Here is an 18,336-nt window from a genome sequence, read left to right on the forward strand (position 1 = left end):
ATGGTTGCCGGGGCGGCGGAAGCCTCTTCAGGGAGCGGCCCGGCGGGGCAGCCGTCCAGCAGCACCTCGGCAGGTCCGTCCACCACCCCGCCCGGGAACACGCCCACGAGCCCGAACGCGCCGAGCCCGTCCGGGAGCGCGTCCGCCCCGGCCACCGTCTCTTCACCGGGGAACTGCGCCGCCGGACACGCCGAGGTCACCGTCGCGCTGGGCGATGCGCCCCGACGGGAGTTGTGCGTGCGGTCCGGAAGCGTGGTGTCCCTCGTCCTGGAGACCCGCGTCGACGACAAGCGCTGGGCGGGCGTGCGGAGTTCGGCGCCGGCCTTCGCCGCGGCCTCCGGATGGCGGCTGGGTCCGGACGGCACCGCCCGCGCCTCGCTGCGATGCGCCGGCACCCGGAGCGGTACGACCGTTGTCACCGTGACGGCGAAGGCACCGGACGTGGCAGGCGCCGCGCGGGTCGCCTTCACGCTCGACGTGAGCGTGGTGCCGTACACGGCACAGGGGTGACCCCGGAAGCCGGAGTCACCCCTGTCACGCCGCTGCGTCGGTCGCAGCCGCGCACCTGACCGTGCAGATGCCGCGACCGTGGTTGGCCGCGTACAGCGTGCTGCCGTCGGGCTCGGCTTCAGCTGGAGCACGGCGACGGCCGGGCGGCTGACGTGTCCTGTCCGGCCTTCCCGGCGCGTGTGCGTGTTCTCAGGCGGCGACCGCGTCGGCGATGCCGTATCCGGCCTCGACGATCGCGGCGCGGAGCCGGCTGTCGTCGAGGTCCGTTCCGTGCACGGTGACGGACTTGGCGGCGACGTCGACCACGACCTCGCTCACCCCCGTGACCTCGGAAACCTCTTCCCTGATGCTCGCCGCGCAGTGCTCGCAGCTCATTCCGGTGACGTTGTACTGCTGCCTCTGTGCCATGGCGCAACTCCTGGATGCCAATGGGGCTTGTGGTGGTCTACGGACGTACGGGGCCGGACGTCCAGTCCCTTCCCGTCACGACAACAGTCGGTTGGGCGGGGCCGGGAGTTCCGGAGCGGGTGTGCCGATTTCGGTGCGGAGCACGAGGGAAGGAACCCTCCGCGGCGCTGGGCCGGGTGGAGGAGGAGGGGGTCCGGGTGGCGGACTGCACGCACGACGACAAGCGTGGCGCGGCGCGCGTCGCGTGGCCCTGGGAGCCCGACCCGGGTGAGGTCCGGGACCGGTAGACGCGCATCGCCCCAGGCCCCTGGCCGTTGCTCGTGGCCACCGCCGCGGTTCTCGCCGGCGGCTACGGCTGGCTGGGCTCCGTCGTCGACGGCACGCCCGGTGCCCTGGCCGGAAGCGCCCTGGGGCTCGTGACCGGCGCCTTGCTGTACCTCCTGGTGGACTAGGCCGTATCGGGCGATCCGATACGCCACCGCCGTGACCGGAGAGCGCCGCGACGTCCGGCGCGATGACCCGCCGCGATACGCCTGAACGGGTGCAGGCCTTTCGTTCGCCCCCTACTGCTGCGCGGCGAAGGTGCTTCTTCACCCCGGGACATTGACGCGTACCACGCGATGACAAGCACCTCTGATGTGTCGTGCGTCACATTTGCGCGCGGGAACTCGATGTTCCGTCCGGCCGACTACTGAAGCGGTACGGCTTCAACTGCTGTCCCGTGTACGACGGTTCGATGCGACCAGGAAGGTCGAGCATGGCCGAGATCCGACAACCGTCCCACCCTGCCGGCGTGATCGCCCGCAGGCTGCTCCCGCCCCCGGCGCTGTGCGGCTTCCTGCTGCTGCTCAGCCTCGTCTTCTCGGCGTCCTACGCCGTCGGATCGGCCGCCGGGCCGGTGGCGCCCGGCATGCACGGGACAGGGAGCGCCGGAAGCGGAGGCGGCGGTGGTGGCGGGAGCGGCGGGAGTGGCGGGAGCGGCGGCGGCATGGAGGACATGCCCGGGACGGACGGGAGCGTGCAGGACATGCAGCACATGCCGGGGATGACGGACGGGAGTGGCCAGTGACGGCGGGCGAAGCGGTGACCGGCCTCCTGGTCACGGACCTCACCGTCGGCGGGATGACCTGCGCGGCCTGTGTGCGACGGGTGGAGAAGAGGCTCGCGAAGCTGGACGGCGTCACGGCCACCGTGAACCTCGCCACCGGGATGGCCCGGGTCAGCCACCCGGCGGGCGTCGCGCCGGAGGAACTCGTCACAGCGGTCGAACAGGCCGGCTACCAGGCTGCCCTGCCCGCGCCGCCCGTCCAGGAGGACGAGCGGACGGCGGACGCCGACCCGGACGGGGCCGAGACCGCCGCCCGGCAGGAGCGTGAACGGCTTCTCGTCACCGCGCTGCTCGCCGTCCCCGTGCTGGTGCTGTCGATGGTGCCCGACCTTCAGTTCCGCAACTGGCAGTGGCTGTGCTTCGCGCTGGCCGCCCCGGTGGCGGTGTGGAGCGCGTGGCCCTTCCACGAGCGCGCGCTACGCGGTCTGCGCCACTCCGCGGCCACCATGGACACCCTGGTCTCGCTGGGTGTGGTGGCGTCGTTCTCCTGGTCGGCGTACGCGCTGTTCCTCGGGGGAGCGGGCGAGCCGGGGATGCGGATGCCGTTCAGTCTGCTGCCGTCCGCGTCGGACGGCACGGCGCACGTCTATCTGGAAGCGGCGGTCAGCGTGCCGCTGTTCGTACTGACCGGGCGGTACCTGGAGGCGCGGGCGCGCCGGGGGACCGGTGCGGCCCTGCGGGCGCTGGCGGACCTGGCGGCCAAGGAGGTGTCCGTCCGCGACGAACACGGCGAGCGGTCCGTTCCCATAGAGCAGTTGAGGGTCGGGCAGGTATTCGTCGTACGCCCTGGGGAGCGCGTCGCCACCGACGGGCGGGTGACGGAGGGCAGTTCGGCCGTGGACCTCTCCCTGGTCACCGGCGAGAGCGAGCCGGTCGAGGTGAGCCCCGGCTCGGCGTTGGTCGGCGGGGCCGTCAACGCCGGCGGGCTGCTGCTCGTACGGGCGACGGCCGTCGGCGCGGACACCCGGCTGGCCCGGATCACCCGGCTGGTCACCGAGGCCCAGGCGGGCAAGGCGCGGGCGCAGCGGCTGGCCGACGCGGTGGCCGGGGTGTTCGTGCCCATCGTGCTGACGATCGCGGTGACCGTCCTCGGGTTCTGGCTCGGCGCCGGCGCCGACCCGCAGGCGGCGCTCACAGCCTGCGTGGCCGTCCTCGTCGTGGCCTGCCCGTGTGCGCTGGGACTCGCCACTCCGACCGCCCTGATGGCCGCCACCGGGCGCGGGGCGCAACTGGGCGTGCTGGTGAGCGGGCCGCAGACCCTGGAGGCGCTCCAGCACGTGGACACGGTCGTCCTGGACAAGACCGGCACCCTGACCTCCGGTCACATGACCGTCGCCCGGGTGACCACCGTGCCCGGCGGCCCGGCACCTGAGGAACTGGTCCGCCTGGCCGGAGCGGTGGAGCAGGGCTCCGAGCATCCGATCGGGCGCGCGGTCACGGCGTACGCGCGCCGCTCGCCGGACCAGGAGCCGCTGCCGGACGTGACCGGATTCACCGCGACGCCAGGGCGGGGCGTCACAGGGTACGTGGCCGGTCGAACGGTCGAAGTGGCCGTACCTGAGGGCGAGTTGCCGCCCGTGCTGGCCAAGTCTCTGGCCGCGGCGGAGGGCGAGGCTTACACGTCCGTGGTGGTCCGGGTGGACGGCCGGGCCATGGCGCTGATCGCCGTCGGCGACCTCGTACGGGCCGGCAGCTACCGTGCCGTGGAGCGGCTGCGGCGACTGGGCCTGCGCCCGGTGCTCGCCACCGGGGACCGCGAGGCTCCCGCGCGGGCGGTGGCGCAGGCACTCGGGATCGACGAGGTGCACGCCCGCTGCTCCCCGGAGGACAAGGCCGAACTGGTCCGGCGGCTGAGGGAGGAGGGCTGCCGGGTCGCGGTCGTCGGCGACGGTGTGAACGACGCCGCCGCGCTCGCCGGCGCCGACCTGGGCATCGCCATGGGCAGTGGCACGGACGTGGCCATCGGGGCGGCCGACCTGACCCTGGTGCGCGGTGACATCGAGGCACTCGTGGACGCCGTCCGGCTGGCCCGGCGCACGCTCGGCACCATCCGCGCCAACCTGCTGTGGGCCTTCGGCTACAACGTCGTCACCGTGCCCCTCGCCATGGTGGGACTGCTCAACCCCATGCTCGCCGCCGCCGCGATGTCGGTGAGTTCCGTGCTGGTGGTGGCCAACAGCCTGCGGCTGCGCGGCTGGCAACCGCAACGGGCACCCGGCGGTGGCCGGGGACGCGGGGCACGATCCGGGAAGGCGGCAGTTCTGTGAACGTGGAGCGGACGACCACGGCCCTCGGCGACCGGCGACGGCTGAAGGACGCCGCGCTCGCCGCCCTCGTTGCCGTCGCCGCGTGCAGTGTGGCGCTGGCGGGCCTGACCGCCTGGACCGGTACCGGCAGGGCCGGCAGCCCGGCGCGTATGAGCGTCACCGAAGGGCGCGTCCTGCTGCCGTCCGCCGGGGTCGCGGAGACGGCCGCGTTCTTCCGTATCGAGAACGAGGGCGGCTCGGCCGACAGTCTGATACGCGTGACCTCGCGCGACGTCCCCGACGGCATCACGCTTGCCCGGCACGGCATGGCCGAGGGGAACGCGGCCTATCGTGCCGCCGTCGACTCCGTCGGGATACCGGCGGGCGGGAGCGTCGCGATGTCGCCGCAGGGCGTGGACCTGACGGTGTTCGCTCCGGCCGGGAAGTGGAGTTCGGGCGATCTGGTGCCCTTCACGCTGGAGTTCCGCCACAGCGGGCGGGTCAAGGTCCTTGCGGTGGTGGTGCGTTCGGGAAGTGCCTCGTTCCAGTAGTCGTGCCGTACGCCCGTCGAGTTCCCGGCCGCTGGGTGTGATGTGCGTCACTGGTCGGTTGGTGAGTCGGAGGACGGGTGCCCGCACGTACCCCCTGACGACGAGCGGACGCCGGGTGCGAGGATGGGCGGGCTATGACTGTCCGAGGGTGGTGCCGTGCGCTGCGGGCCGGTGTGTTCGCCGCCGCCTGCGTGCTGCTCGCCGCCCTCGGTCACGTGATCATGTCGGGCACCTCCGTCCCCTGGTGGGCCATGGCCGCAGGCGCGGCCGGGACCGGTACGGCAGGCTGGCTGCTGGCCGGTCGTGAGCGGGGACGCGCGCTGATCGTCACGGTCGTGACGGTGGCGCAGGCGGTGCTCCACGAAGCGTTCTCGCTGGCGCAGACCGTCACACCGGCGGCGGTGCCCGGCCAAGGCGCCGGGGCCCGTGCCCCGGGCTCCATGACGGACATGAGCGGCGGCATGGATATGGGCTCAGCGCCCATGGGCTCCATGCACATGGACCCGATGGACATGGGCTCCATGGCTCATGCCATGACCGGTGCCCAACACACGCACGGTATGGCAGGCATGAGCGGCGCCGCCATGTACGGCATGTTCGCCGCCCACCTCCTGGCCGCGATCCTGTGCGGGCTCTGGCTCGCGTACGGCGAGCGCGCGGTCTTCCGCGTCCTGCGGGCCGCGGCCACCCGGCTGGTGGCACCGCTGCGGATGCTGCTGGCCGGGCCCGCGCCGCTCCCGCGCCCGCTCGCGGGCAGGCGTCGCGCCACCGACGTCCCGGCTCCGGCGCACCTTCTCCTGTGCTGCTCGCTCACCTCTCGGGCCCCGCCCACGGGTGCCGCTGTCGCCTGAGACAGCCGGAACCACCGGGGCCTCACGTCTCGCCTTCCGTCCTGCCGCGTTCGCGCGCAGTTCCTTCTGGTCGACGCTTCACACCGGCACGTCCACATGCCGCCGTGCGCCGACACCTCCTGACGGGCGGCCCCGGGCATCGCCGTACCCACGCGTACGGCGGCACCCCAAGTCCGAGTGCGCCACCGCTCCCCGCGGTCGGCCCCGGACGCCCTGACGACCCGAGAAGGACATCACGTGACTGCTGCCGTCCTGCCCGCTTCCCGGACCGAACGCGCCTCGACGGACGCGGCGGCGACCGCCTGGGCGCTGGCCGCCCGTGGCGGCGACCGCCACGCGGCCGAACACTTCGTCCGCGCGCTCCACAACGACGTGCTGTGCTACGTCGTCCACCTCAGCGGCGATCCCCAGACCGCCCACGACCTGACCCAGGACACCTTCGCGCGGGCCTTCGGCAGTCTGCACCGCTTCGAAGGCCGGGCCTCGGCCCGCACCTGGCTGCTGTCCATCGCCCGTCGCGCGGTGGCCGACAGCTTCCGGCACGCCGCCGCCCGGCCGCGGCTCGCCGACACCCCCGACTGGCAGGCGGTCGTCGAACGCATGCAGCCGCGCGGCCTTCCGGGCTTCGAAGACGGCGTGGCCCTGCTCGACCTGCTGGAGGCGCTGCCCGACGAACGCCGTGAGGCGTTCGTCCTCACCCAGGTGGTGGGCCTGTCCTACGAGGAGGCCGCCGGCTTTGCCGGCTGCCCCGTCGGCACCGTCCGCTCCCGGGTGTCGCGCGCCCGGGCGACTCTGGAACGGCAGCTCCTGGAGGCCCAGGCACCGGCCGCCCGGGCGTCCTGACGCGACGTCGGGTTGGTGCTCCCCGGTGGGGGAGCACCAACTCCGGTGCTCGGCTGGGCGATTGGCGGAAACTCGCGGGAACCCGCTCGCTCGCGCGTCCGACTACTAGTGCGACACCGGCTCGTCCAGCCGGTCGTGGCACCGGCTGGAAGGGCCCGTATGACACCCGAGATGGAGACCGCCTTCGCGGCGATCAGAGGCGACTACGGCACGGACTCCCTCAGGCGTGTGGAACGGATGCTGGAGCCCGGGGGAGGGGGCCCGCGGCACCCGTTGCAGAAGGGCGCCAAGTGGATCCTGCCGGGCCTGTCCGCCACCCCGTGGCACGATCCGCACGGGTATCCCGAACTGGCCCCGGTCGTCGATGCCTTGGAGGCCGCCCAGCCGGCTGTCAAAGAGGAGTTGACCGCCGCCTGGGCGGGACGGCGGGAGGCGTTCTCGGACTACGAGCACTACCTGACCCGCCAGGAGGACTGGCAGGCCCTCTACCTGTACCGGGCAGGGGCCCTGGTCGAGGAGTCGGCCGGGCCCGCACCCACCGCGTACCAGGTGCTCAAGGAATTCGCGGTGGACACGGAGAAGATCTGCCCCCTCCTGGAATCCCACTTCTCCACTCTGCTCCCCGGGGCCGCCATCGCCCCGCACTGCGACCTGTGGAACTTCAGCATCAACCTGCATCTCGCGGTCGACATTCCTGACGATTGCAGTATCACCGTGGCGGGTGAGACCCGTTCCTGGCGGGAGGGAAAGTGCCTGCTCTTCGACTATTCCTTCGAGCATGCGGCACGCAATGACGGCGAACGGCCGCGCACCTGCCTGCTCGTGGACCTGTGGCATCCGGAAACAACTGTTCCGGAACGACATGCGCTGGTGGCGCTCATCACCGAGATCAGGCAGCTCATGGGCGACGACTGACTGCTCGTAATTCGTCACGCTATTCATCCGGCGAGATCTCTCTCCGTCGGAATTCAGGCGTGCCCGAAAATTCAATTCGGGTCGCGTGGAAATGTTTTCCGGCGAGTCATTCTCAAGCCTTCTCCGAGGTGTTATTGTGACCGAAATTGATCGACCGGCACGGGTATTCAGTTCGAATTCACCGTCGTTTTCCGTCCATACGTGAGGAGGGGCCGACCGATGCGTGCACGACTGTCCCTTCTCGTTCTCGCGCTCGCCCAACTGGTCATCGCACTCGACTACAACATCGTCTACGTCGCACTTCCCGACATAGGCGCCGGCCTGGGCTTCTCCGCGCACGACCTCCAGTGGGTGGTGAGCGCGTACGTCGTGACGACCGGCGGCTTCCTGTTACTGGGCGGGAGGACGGCCGATCTGCTGGGCCGGCGCCGGACGTTCGTCGCCGCGGCCCTGGTCTACGCGGGCTCCTCCCTGGTGGGCGGGCTGTCGCAGTCGGCGGGGACCCTCGTCGTCGTCCGCGCGGTCCAGGGCATCGGCGGTTCGCTGCTCTTCCCGGCCACTCTCTCCCTGATCAACACGATCTACGAGGAGGGACCGGCCCGGAACCGCGCCCTCGCGGTGTGGGGCGCGGCGGGAGCCGGCGGCCTGTGCTTCGGGTCCCTGCTGGGCGGGGTGCTGGTCGACGCGTTCGGCTGGCCGTCGGTGTTCTTCGTCAACGTGCCCGTGGCGGCCGCCATCGCCTGGGCGGGCCGGAACCTGTTCCCGGCGGACGGCCCGCGCACCGGCGTACGGCACTTCGACGTGGCCGGTGCGCTCGCCGGGACCGGCGGGATCACGCTCCTGGTGTTCGTCCTGGTGCACGCCCCCGAGGCGGGCTGGACCAGCACGTCCGCCCTGCTCGGCGGGGTGCTCGCGGCAGCCCTCCTGACACTCTTCGCCGTCGTCGAGACCCGCTCCCGCGACCCGCTGGTGCCGGCCCGGCTGTTCGCCCACCGGAGTCTGGTCGCGGCGATGGCGGTCACCGCCCTCTACAGCGCCACCTTCAGCTCCCTGCCCTACTTCCTGACCCTGTACTTCCAGACCGTGCGCGGCTACAGCGCGTTCGCGACCGGCCTCGCCTTCCTCGTGCCGGCGGTGGTGACCGCGCTGGGCACCCAGGCCGGGGAACGGGCCGTCGCGGCCGTCGGCGTACGGCGCATGCTCGTCGGCGGCCTGGTCTGCGGCGCGGCCGGAGCCGCCGCCCTGGGGGCCGCGCTCACCTCGGACGGCTCGTACGGCCTGCTGCTGCCCGGGATCGTGCTGCTCGGCCTCGGCCAGGGTGCCGCCTGGACCGGCATGTGGATCGCCGCCGCCTCCGGAGTGGCCTCGGAGGACCAAGGCGTGGCGTCCGGGATGGCCTCCACCAGCCTCCAGGTCGGCGGCGCGGTGGGACTCGCCCTGCTGGTCGCCCTGGCGGGCGGCATCGGCCAGGGCGCGCCGGACGACGCCCTGCTGACAGGTATCCGCGCCGCCGTGTTCGCCATCGCGGCCGGCCTCGGCTGCGGGATCCCGCTGACCCTGACCCTGCGCAGCACCGTCACCGCCTGACAAAGCCGCCACTCCTCCCCGCCCCATCAGGAGAACAGCTGTGCCCAGCAACGCCCCCAGCCCGTTCGCCCCGGCGGCCATCCTGTGCGGACTGGCCGGCTGGGTGCCGCCCCGCGTGGTCACCAACGACGAACTCGCCGAGCGGCTGGACACCGACGACGCCTGGATCCGCACCCGCACCGGAATCCGGCGCCGCCACATCGCCGAGCCCGGCCAGGCCACCTCCGACCTCGCCGTCGAGGCCGGCCGGCTCGCCCTGCGTTCCGCCCTGAGCTCCGCCGGGAGTGGCCCCGGAGGCGGCCCCGGGCGGCGCGGCTCCGTCGACGCGGTGATCGTCACCACGACCACCCCGGACCGCCCGTGCCCGGCCACCGCGCCCCTGGTCGCGGCCCGGCTCGGGCTCGGGGGCGCGGCGGCCTTCGACGTCGGCGCGGTGTGCACCGGATTCGTGTACGGCCTTGCCACCGCGGCGGGCCTGATCGCCTCCCGGGTCGCCGAACGGGTCCTGCTGATCGGCGCGGACGTCTACTCCACCATCGTCGACCCGCTGGACCGGGCCAACGCGATCATCTTCGGCGACGGCGCCGGAGCGGTCGTCCTGCGCGCCGGGCATCCGGACGAGCCAGGCGCGGTCGGGCACTTCGACCTCGGCAGCGACGGGGTGAATGAGGACCTGATCATGGTCGCCGCCGGTGGCTCCCGCCGGCCATCCGCCGCTGCGTCCCGCCGGCCATCCGCCGATGGCTTCGGGCAGGGGGTCGAGGGTGGCTTTCGGCACGGTTCTGCCGATGGCTTCGGGCAGGGGGTCGAGGGTGGTTTTCGGCACGGTTCTGCCGATGGCTTCGGGCAGGGGGTCGAGGGTGGTTTTCGGCACGGTTCTGCCGATGGCTTCGGGCAGGGCTTCGACGGCGGCGAACCCACCCGTGCCGAGCGGCACTTCGCGATGCGCGGCAAGGAGGTCTACCGCCACGCGGTGACCCGTATGGCCGCCTCGGCGCGGGCCACGCTGGACCGGGCCGGATGGAAGACCGACGACGTCGACCACTTCGTCCCCCACCAGGCCAACCTGCGCATCCTGCACTCCGTCGCCGACGACCTGGACCTGCCCAGGGAACGCTGCGTGGCCAACCTCGACTCCGTCGGCAACACCGGTGCCGCCTCCATTCCGCTCGCCCTCGCCGACGCCGCCGCCCGGGGGCGGATCCGGACCGGTGACCGCCTCCTGCTCACCGCCTTCGGCGGCGGCCTCACCTGGGGCTCCTGCCTCCTGACCTGGCCCTCGCTCCCCACGCATCCGCAACCGGAACGGACCACACCATGACCAGCACCTACGAAGAACTCGTCGGGATCCTCACCCGCCTCCACGACACCCCCGCCGACCTGATCCGCCCCGAAGCCACCCTCGGCGCACTGGACGTCGACTCCCTGACCACCGTCGAGATCAGCATCCGCATCGAACGCGACCTCGGCGTCACCGTCGGCGACGACGAACTCCAGCCCGACCTCACCCTCGGCGAGATCGCCGCACTCGTCGACGCCCGCCGGGCCACCACCGTCTGAATCCCACTGAACGCAACCAAAGGACAAACGACATGCGGATCAAGGACCAGCCCGGAGCCGGACTCGGCGCGATCGTCGAGGACTTCGACCACACCACGGCCTCCGACGCCGACATCGCGACGCTCAAACAGACCGTCTACACGAAGAAGATCGCCGTCCTGAAGGGCCAGGACCTCGCCCCACGGGAGTTCCTCGCGCTCGGCGAACGCCTCGGCCGCCCCGAGACCTACTACGAGCCGATGTACAAGCACCCCGAGGTCCCCGAGATCTTCGTCTCGTCCAACGTCCCGGAGAACGGCAGGCAGATAGGCGTGCCGAAGACCGGCAAGTTCTGGCACGCCGACTACCAGTTCATGCCGGACCCCTTCGGCATCACCCTGATCCATCCGCAGGTCGTCCCGGAGAAGAACCGCGGCACCTACTTCATCGACATGGGCCGGGCGTACGAGGAGTTGCCCGGGGAGCTGAAGAAGGAGATCGCCGGCACCCGGTGCAGGCACTCCGTGCGCAAGTACTTCAAGATCCGCCCGCACGACGTGTACCGCCCCATCTCCGAGGTCATCGACGAGGTCGAGACCAAGACCCCGCCCGTCGTCCAGCCCACCACCTTCACCCACCCCATGACCGGCGAGACCGTCCTCTACCTCAGCGAGGGCTTCACCGTCGGCATCGAGGACGGGGACGGCAACCCGCTCGACGAAGAGCTGCTCAAGCGGCTCTTCGAGGCCACCGGACAGCTCGACGAGACCTTCGAGCACGGCAACATCCACCTCCAGAGCTTCGAGCAGGGCGACCTGCTGGTCTGGGACAACCGCAGCCTCATCCACCGCGCCCGGCACACCACGACGCCCGAGCCGACGGTCTCCTACCGCGTCACCGTCCACGACGAGCGCAAACTGCACGACGGGATACCGGCCGCGTGACCGCGCCCGCCGCCGACCGCTCCGAGGCCCCGCCGCAGCGCTCGTACGCCACCGACGGGGAACTGCTGGCCCGCGTCCTGGTGCCCTACAAGGACAACTGCAAGTACCTGAGATCCGCCCACGTCACCGCCGATGCCGGACTCGCCGCCGCCCGCTGCGAGTTCGCGATCCCGGAGTCCTGCTACATCGACGACACCGGCCACCTGAACTCGGTCGAGGTCAACATCGCCTACAACCAGATGATGTACTACCTGGTCGCCAAGTCCGTGCAGGAAGGGCTCCTGACCGGGTTCGAGAGCTGGACGCCGGCCGACTTCTGGCGCCACCAGCTCCCCGACATCCTCATCACCCGGTTCGCCGGCAACTTCCGCCGCCCCGTGGACCCCCGTGCCTTCTCCGGCGAGATGGAGTTCCACTCCGTCACCCGGCGGACCCCCGGCGGCGGCAGCCCCTTCCTCCACGCGCAGACGTCGTACCGCTACTGGGACGGCGACGGCGGCCGGTGCGACGGCGAGGCGACCCTCGCGTTCGTCAACATCCCCTGACCCGCACGCCGATGCTCCGCCGATGCCCCGAAGACAGGGAGAACTCTCATGGAGACAAGAACGCAGCCGGTGCCGCACAGGCTGCACCACCCCGAACTCACCACCCTCGTCCAGACCGCCTGCTTCCACGCCGACCGTCAGCCCGCCGCCCCCGCCGTACTCTGCGAGGGCCGCACCCTGACCTACGCGGACCTGCACAGCGCGAGCAACCGCCTCGCCCACGCCCTGCGCGCCGCCGGCCTCACCGAGGGCGACCGGGTGGCCTACCTGGGCAAGGAGTCCGAGCACTACTACGAGGTCCTCTTCGCCTGCGCCAAGACCGGCACCGTCCTGGTCCCCGTCAACTGGCGGCTCACCGCGCCCGAGGTCAGCCACATCCTCCAGGACTCCGGCACCCGGCTGCTGTTCCTGGAGGACGAGTTCGCCCCGATCGCCGACGGCATGCCGACCGCGCCGCCCGAGACGGTCGTCAGCCTCGGCTCGATCCTGGAGTGGCGGGCTGAACACCCAGACGCCGACACGGAGTTCGAGGCCACCCCCGACACCCCGGTCGCCCAGCTCTACACCAGCGGTACCACCGGCCTGCCCAAGGGCGTGGTGCTCGCCCACCGCAGCTTCTTCGCGATCCGTGACGCCCTGGCGGCCGAGGGGCTGGAGTGGATCGACTGGCGGGCGGGCGACATCGCGCTCGTCGGCATCCCCGGCTTCCACGTCGGTGGGCTGTGGTGGGCCACCCAGAACTTCAACGCCGGTACGACGGTCGTGGCGATGCGTGCCTTCGCCGCCCGGCAGGCCGTCGACCTCATCCGCGACCTCGGCGTCACCACCGCCTGCGTGGTCCCGGCCATGCTCCGCATGATGCTCACCGAACCCGGCGTCACCGCCGCCGACTTCACCACCCTGCGCAAGACCGTGTACGGCGGCTCCCCGATCTCCGAGGCCCTGCTGGAGGAGAGCCTCGCCGTCCTGGACTGCGAGTTCGCCCAGATCTACGGCCTGACCGAGACCGGCAACACCGCCGTCTGCCTGCCCCCTGCCGCCCACGTCCCCGGCGGACCGCTGATGCAGGCGGCCGGGCACCCCTACCCGGGTGTCCGGGCCAAGGTCATCGACGAACAGGGCGGGGAGCTGCCCCCGGGCTGGGTGGGGGAGGTCTGCCTGCACACCCCCGCCCGCATGGTCGAGTACTGGGGCCTGCCCGACAGGACCGCCGAGACCCTCGTCGACGGCTGGATCCACACCGGCGACGCCGGATACGTCGACGAGGACGGTTACGTCTTCATCCGCGACCGCATCAAGGACGCCATCCTCGTCGCCGGCGAGAACGTCTACCCCGCCGAGATCGAGAAAGTCCTGGAGAGCCATCCCCAGGTCGCCGAGGCCGTGGTGGTCGGCGCCCCCGACGAGCGCTGGGGCGAACGGGTGCACGCCTTCGTGGTCCCCGTGCCAGGACAGCAACAGCCCAGCTCCCGGGACCTGCACACCTTCCTCGTGCCGCGGCTGGCGGCCTTCAAACTGCCCTCGCGGTACGAGGTCATCGACCACGTACCGCGCAACCCCAGCGGCAAGATCCTCCGCCGTGAACTGCGCGACCGCTTCTGGAGCGACTCCGCGCGCAAGGTCAACTGAGCCCGCCGACACGGTCGTAGGGAGAACCCGTGCCCGATCCCTCTCTCACTCTGGACAGCTTCCGCGCGGAGCTCGCGGAGTGTCTTTTCCTGTCGGCCGACGAAGTCGACCTGGAGGAAAGCCCGTTGGACGCGGGGCTGGACTCCCTGCGCATCGTCACGCTGCTGGAGCGCTGGCAGGCCGCCGGCGTGGACGTGACGTTCGTCGAACTCGCCGAGCGCACCACCTTCGCCCAGTGGTGGGAACTGCTCACCACACGCCAGCGGGGAGCGGACCATGCCGACGCCTGACCGCCACCCCCTGCTGGCCGCCCAGGAGGGCATCTGGACCGGCCAGCAGCTCGACGTGGACAGCCCCGCCTACAACACCGCCGAATACGTGCGCGTTCACGGTCCGGTCGACACGGCCGTCTTCGACGCGGCCCTGCACCACGTCGTCGCGGAGACCGAGGCGCTGAACGCGACCTTCGTCGCCGACGACGCCGGGCACCCCTGGCAGTTCGACACCCCGGCCGGTGACTGGCACACCCACATCGCCGACCTCACCGCCGGTCCCGACCCGAACGCCGCCGCCCTGGCCTGGATGGACCAGGACATGGCCTGTCCCGTCGACCTCACCCGGGGCCCGGTCTTCGGCCACGCCCTGCTGCGCACCGCCGAGGACGAGTACCTCTGGTACCACCGCGTCCACCACATCGCCCTCGACGGCTTCGGGCTCTCCCTCGTGGCCCGGCGCGTCGCCCAGGTCTACACCGCCCTCATGACCGGCGAACCCGTCCCCGGCAGCGGCTTCGGCACCCTGGAGTCGGTCCGCGCCGAGGAACGCGCCTACCGCGAGTCCGCCCGCCATGCCAAGGACCGCGCCTACTGGACGGACCGCTTCGCCGACCGCCCGCCCGTCGCCACCCCGGCCGGGCGATCGGCCCTGCCCGCCCGTACCTTCCACCGCCACGTCACGGACCTCGCACCGGCCGAGGCGGACACCCTCCGCAGGGTCGCCCGTGAGCTGTCGGTGACGTGGTCGGAGGTGGTGCTCGCGGTGACCGCCGCCCACCTGCACCGGGTCACCGGCGCACCGGAACCCGTCCTGAGCCTGCCCGCGATGGGCCGCCTCGGCTCGGTCTCCCTGCGCGTGCCCGCCATGGTCCGCAACATCCTGCCCCTGCGCGTCGCCGTCACCGCCGACGACAGCCTGCGCGACCTCGCGGTCCGCGTCTCCCGCGAACTGCGCGCCGGACTGCCCCACCAGCGCTTCCGCTACGAGCGACTGCGCCGCGACCTGCGGCTGGTGGGCGGCCAACGGCGGCTCTCGGGACCCGGCGTGAACATCATGCCGTTCGCGTACGACCTGCGGTTCGCCGGACACCGCAGCACCGTCCACAACGTGTCGGCGGGGCCCGTGGACGACCTGGCCCTCAACGTCTACGACCGCTCGGACGGCACGGGCCTGCGCCTCGCCCTGGACGCCAACCCGGACCTGTACACGGAGGGTGAGGTGGCGGGCTTCCAGGAGGGCCTGCTGAACCTGCTGGCCGAGGCGGTCACGGCCCCCGACCGGCGGTTGAGAGAAATAGCGGGCAGCACCATCCCCGCCGTGCCTTCCGCGTCGGTTCTGGACGGCGGCCCGCTGCCCGCGCCCGCCCGGCCGGTGCTGAGCCTGATCGCCGGTCACGCCGCCCGCCGGGGCAGGGCCGTCGCGGTGGAGGACGGTGACCGCGGTCTCACCTATGCCGAACTCTTCGGCGCGGCACGGGACATCGCCGGGGGCGTGGCCGCCCGGGGAGCCGGCCGGGGTGACGTGGTCGCGGTGGCCCTGCCCCGTGGCGCCGACGCCGTCACCGCCGTCCTGGGCGTGCTGCTGTCCGGCGCCGCCTACTGCCCGCTCGACCCGAAGGCCCCCGCCGACCGTACGGCCCAGCTCCTGGCCGACGCCGCTCCCGCGCTCGTGGTGACGACCAAGGACCACGCGCCCGCCTTCCCGGACCACACGGTCCTCCTTCTGGACCAGTCGATGACCGCCGACGTGCGTGCACCATCGGGGCCCTGCCCGGCCGACCTGGCGTACGTGCTGCACACCTCGGGTTCCACCGGCCGTCCCAAGGGCGTCGAGATCGGTCACGCGGCGCTGGCGCACTTCGTCGCGGGCGCCTCGCACCGCTACGGGCTGCGCCCCGACGACCGTGTTCTCCAGTTCGCCCCTCTCCACTTCGACACCAGCGTGGAGGAGGTCTTCCTGACCCTGTGCACCGGCGCCACGCTGGTGATCCGCGCCGACGACATGACCGACTCGGTGCCCCGGTTCCTGGACGAGTGCGCCCGCCTGCGGGTGACCGTGCTGGACCTGCCCACCGCCTACTGGCACGAGATGGCGTATGCGGTCTCCACCGGCGCCGCCGCCCTTCCGCCGTGCGTGCGGACCGTCGTCATCGGCGGCGAGGCGGCGCTGCCCGAACGGGTCGGCCGCTGGCGGAAGGCGGTCGGCACCTCGGTCGCGCTGCTCAACACCTACGGCCCCACCGAGGCGACGGTGGTCGCCACCGTCGCCGACCTGCACGATCCCGCCCTCCTTCCGGGCGACGTCCCCATCGGCCGGCCACTGCCCGGCACCCGGGCCGCCGTGCTCGACGGCGAGCTGTACCTGCTGGGCGACGCCCTCGCGCACGGCTACCGGGGTGGGACACCGGACAACGCCCGCTTCGGCCCGCTGGCCGCGCTGCCGGGGAGCCCCCGCACCTACCGCACCGGCGACCTGGTCCGCCTCGGCGAGGACGGGCAACTACGCTTCGTCGGCCGGGCGGACGACGAGTTCAAGATCAGCGGCCATCGTGTCCAGCCCGCCGAGGTCGAGAGCGCGTTGCTCACCCACCCCGGGATCCGGGAGGCCGCCGTCGTCGGCCAGACGCTCGGCGACGGCACCCGGCGACTGGTCGCCCACCTGGTCGCGGACGATATTGGGCCGTCCGAGGTCAGGGAGCACCTGCGGGCGATGCTGCCGACCGCGGTGATCCCCTCCGCCGTCGAATGCCTGGACCGGCTGCCCCGCACCGCCTCCGGAAAGATCGACCGGACCGCCCTCTCCGAACTCGGGGTGGCATCCACCGCTCCCTCCGAGCCGGGGCTCCCCGCTGCCGTCAGCCCCCTGGAACGGACCATCACCAGCACCTGGCAGCAACTCCTCGGCACCGCCACCGTCGCCGTGGACGATGACGTGTTCGACCTGGGCGCCCAGTCCCTCCAGGCCATCCAGGCCGCCAACCGGCTCGGCGTCGAACTCGGCCGGAACGTCAAGGTCGCCTGGCTCTTCCAGCACCCCACGGCCGCCGCACTCGCCCGCTTCCTCACCGAGACCGCAGGCGACAGCGACAGCGACAGCGACAGTGACAGCGACGGCGCCCAGCCGCTCACCCGACCGTCCGGACTCCCCGCGACCCTCCTCGCCGACACCGTCCTCGACCCAGGCATCCGCCCCGGCATCGACCGCCCCCCGCACCACACCCCCCGCCGCATCCTCCTCACCGGCGCGACCGGCTTCGTAGGCGCCCATCTGCTGGCCGAACTTCTCGCCGGCACGGCGGCCGAGATCGTCTGCACGGTCCGGGCCGACACCGCCCCCGACGCCACCGCCCGCATCGAAACCGCCCTCGCCCGGCACGGCATCACCCTGGACGAACGGTCCCGGTCCCGCGTCACCGCACTCCCCTCGGACCTCGCCCGCCCGCACCTCGGCCTGCCCCGGGACGCGCTCGGCGACCTCGCCGCGACCTGTGACGCGATCTTCCACAACGCCGCGACGGTCAGCATCCTGCGCGACTACGCCTCCCTGCGCGCCGCCAACACCGAGTCCACCCGGCAACTGCTGCGCCTGGCCGCCGTACGCACGACCCCGCTCCACTACGTCTCCACCCTGTCCGTGGCCCCGCCCGCGAGCCGCAGCCCCGAGATTCCGGAGGTGTTCCTGCCGCCCCACGACGGGCTGCGGTACGGCTACCAGCAGTCCAAGTGGGCCTCCGAACGCCTGCTGGAACAGGCGGCCGAGCGCGGGCTGCCGGTCACCGTGCACCGCCTGGGGCGGGTGGTCGGACCGTCCGGCACCGGGTACGTCAACGAGCACGACTTCCTGTGGAGCGTGCTGCGGGCGGGCATCCCGGCGGGTATCGTCCCCGAGCTGTTCGACGACGAGGTGTGGACACCGGTGGACTTCGCCGCCCGGTCCCTCGTCCATCTCTCCCTCACCCCGGCCGCGACCGCCGTCGGCGGCCCGGTCTTCAACCACGCGACCCTGCCACGGGTGCGGCTCGCCGACGTCTACGACTGGGTGGCGGAGTATGGCTATCCGATACGGCGTCTGCCGCTGGCGCGCTGGCGGGAGCAGCTGCCCGGCTCGGCCGACACCGCCGCCACCACGCTCGCCTTCTTCGACTCCGCCGAGCAGGCCACCGCCACCGACCTGCGCCTCGGCCACGTCCAAGCCGACCACGTCCGTGCCGGGTTGGCGGGCAGCGGCATCACCCGCCCGTCCGTCGGCCGCGACCTGGTCCGCCGCCACCTGGACCACTGCGTGACCACGGGCCTGCTGCCCGACCCGGCCCGACGGCAGCACTCGCAACCGGCAACCCCCGCCAAATGAGGGGGACTTGCCGGGAACTCGCGACCGTCGCGCC

At 72.3% G+C, this 18,336-nt stretch carries 17 protein-coding genes; 16 read left to right on the forward strand and 1 reads right to left on the reverse strand.

Annotation, left to right across the window (positions count from 1 at the left end):
* Positions 1 to 237: 237 nt before the first annotated feature.
* Positions 238 to 510 carry an acetyl-CoA synthetase gene (locus tag ACGFZQ_RS38350; RefSeq protein ID WP_393844277.1) on the forward strand — a complete coding sequence of 91 codons (273 nt, stop codon included), beginning with the start codon at positions 238 to 240 and terminating at the stop codon, positions 508 to 510.
* A 189-nt stretch (positions 511 to 699) separates the two neighbouring features.
* Here the strand turns inward: ACGFZQ_RS38350 and ACGFZQ_RS38355 are convergent, their stop codons facing one another.
* The gene (locus ACGFZQ_RS38355; protein WP_393844278.1) at positions 700 to 918 is read right to left on the reverse strand and encodes a heavy-metal-associated domain-containing protein; all 219 of its coding nucleotides are present in this window, start codon (positions 916 to 918) and stop codon (positions 700 to 702) included.
* A gap of 320 nt (positions 919 to 1,238) precedes the next feature.
* Between ACGFZQ_RS38355 and ACGFZQ_RS38360 the strand changes: the two genes are divergently transcribed.
* The 15 genes from ACGFZQ_RS38360 (at position 1,239) to ACGFZQ_RS38430 (ending at position 18,302) form a co-directional block, all read left to right on the forward strand.
* Positions 1,239 to 1,370, forward strand: coding sequence for a hypothetical protein (locus ACGFZQ_RS38360; protein WP_393844279.1), 132 nt, complete (start codon positions 1,239 to 1,241; stop codon positions 1,368 to 1,370).
* Between the two features lie 305 nt (positions 1,371 to 1,675).
* Positions 1,676 to 1,987 (forward strand): hypothetical protein, encoded by a 312-nt coding sequence (locus ACGFZQ_RS38365; RefSeq protein WP_393844280.1) that lies wholly within the window; start codon positions 1,676 to 1,678, stop codon positions 1,985 to 1,987.
* On the forward strand, positions 1,984 to 4,293 hold the full coding sequence (locus tag ACGFZQ_RS38370) for a heavy metal translocating P-type ATPase (RefSeq protein WP_393844281.1): 2,310 nt from the start codon (positions 1,984 to 1,986) through the stop codon (positions 4,291 to 4,293). Before ACGFZQ_RS38365 ends, ACGFZQ_RS38370 begins: the two co-directional genes overlap by 4 nt.
* Positions 4,290 to 4,823, forward strand: a complete 534-nt coding sequence (locus tag ACGFZQ_RS38375; protein ID WP_393844282.1) for a copper chaperone PCu(A)C — start codon at positions 4,290 to 4,292, stop codon at positions 4,821 to 4,823. The genes ACGFZQ_RS38370 and ACGFZQ_RS38375 overlap by 4 nt, the downstream gene beginning before the upstream one ends.
* Positions 4,824 to 4,957: 134 nt before the next feature.
* The gene (locus tag ACGFZQ_RS38380) at positions 4,958 to 5,674 is read left to right on the forward strand and encodes a hypothetical protein (protein ID WP_393844283.1); all 717 of its coding nucleotides are present in this window, start codon (positions 4,958 to 4,960) and stop codon (positions 5,672 to 5,674) included.
* A 237-nt stretch (positions 5,675 to 5,911) separates the two neighbouring features.
* Positions 5,912 to 6,517, forward strand: coding sequence for a sigma-70 family RNA polymerase sigma factor (locus ACGFZQ_RS38385; RefSeq protein WP_393844284.1), 606 nt, complete (start codon positions 5,912 to 5,914; stop codon positions 6,515 to 6,517).
* Positions 6,518 to 6,676: 159 nt separating this feature from the next.
* Entirely contained in the window at positions 6,677 to 7,432 is a 756-nt protein-coding gene (locus tag ACGFZQ_RS38390) for an aspartyl/asparaginyl beta-hydroxylase domain-containing protein (protein WP_393844285.1), read from the forward strand.
* 219 nt (positions 7,433 to 7,651) lie between these two features.
* Positions 7,652 to 9,019, forward strand: coding sequence for an MFS transporter (locus tag ACGFZQ_RS38395; protein WP_393844286.1), 1,368 nt, complete (start codon positions 7,652 to 7,654; stop codon positions 9,017 to 9,019).
* 40 nt (positions 9,020 to 9,059) lie between these two features.
* Positions 9,060 to 10,340: a 3-oxoacyl-[acyl-carrier-protein] synthase III C-terminal domain-containing protein gene (locus tag ACGFZQ_RS38400; protein WP_393844287.1), complete on the forward strand. Its 1,281-nt coding sequence runs from the start codon at positions 9,060 to 9,062 to the stop codon at positions 10,338 to 10,340.
* Positions 10,337 to 10,579 carry an acyl carrier protein gene (locus tag ACGFZQ_RS38405; protein WP_393844288.1) on the forward strand — a complete coding sequence of 81 codons (243 nt, stop codon included), beginning with the start codon at positions 10,337 to 10,339 and terminating at the stop codon, positions 10,577 to 10,579. Before ACGFZQ_RS38400 ends, ACGFZQ_RS38405 begins: the two co-directional genes overlap by 4 nt.
* Positions 10,580 to 10,611: 32 nt before the next feature.
* Positions 10,612 to 11,502, forward strand: a complete 891-nt coding sequence (locus ACGFZQ_RS38410; RefSeq protein WP_393844289.1) for a TauD/TfdA dioxygenase family protein — start codon at positions 10,612 to 10,614, stop codon at positions 11,500 to 11,502.
* Positions 11,499 to 12,047 carry an FcoT family thioesterase gene (locus ACGFZQ_RS38415; RefSeq protein WP_393844290.1) on the forward strand — a complete coding sequence of 183 codons (549 nt, stop codon included), beginning with the start codon at positions 11,499 to 11,501 and terminating at the stop codon, positions 12,045 to 12,047. Before ACGFZQ_RS38410 ends, ACGFZQ_RS38415 begins: the two co-directional genes overlap by 4 nt.
* Positions 12,048 to 12,095: 48 nt before the next feature.
* Positions 12,096 to 13,676, forward strand: coding sequence for a long-chain-fatty-acid--CoA ligase (locus ACGFZQ_RS38420; RefSeq protein ID WP_393844291.1), 1,581 nt, complete (start codon positions 12,096 to 12,098; stop codon positions 13,674 to 13,676).
* Between the two features lie 29 nt (positions 13,677 to 13,705).
* Complete coding sequence (locus ACGFZQ_RS38425) at positions 13,706 to 13,966, forward strand: phosphopantetheine-binding protein (protein ID WP_393844292.1); 261 nt, start codon at positions 13,706 to 13,708, stop codon at positions 13,964 to 13,966.
* Complete coding sequence (locus ACGFZQ_RS38430; RefSeq protein WP_393844293.1) at positions 13,953 to 18,302, forward strand: amino acid adenylation domain-containing protein; 4,350 nt, start codon at positions 13,953 to 13,955, stop codon at positions 18,300 to 18,302. Before ACGFZQ_RS38425 ends, ACGFZQ_RS38430 begins: the two co-directional genes overlap by 14 nt.
* The last annotated feature ends 34 nt before the right edge of the window (positions 18,303 to 18,336 follow it).

Origin of the sequence: Streptomyces sp. NPDC048254, from assembly GCF_043201895.1 — a bacterium.
Lineage (GTDB): Bacteria > Actinomycetota > Actinomycetes > Streptomycetales > Streptomycetaceae > Streptomyces.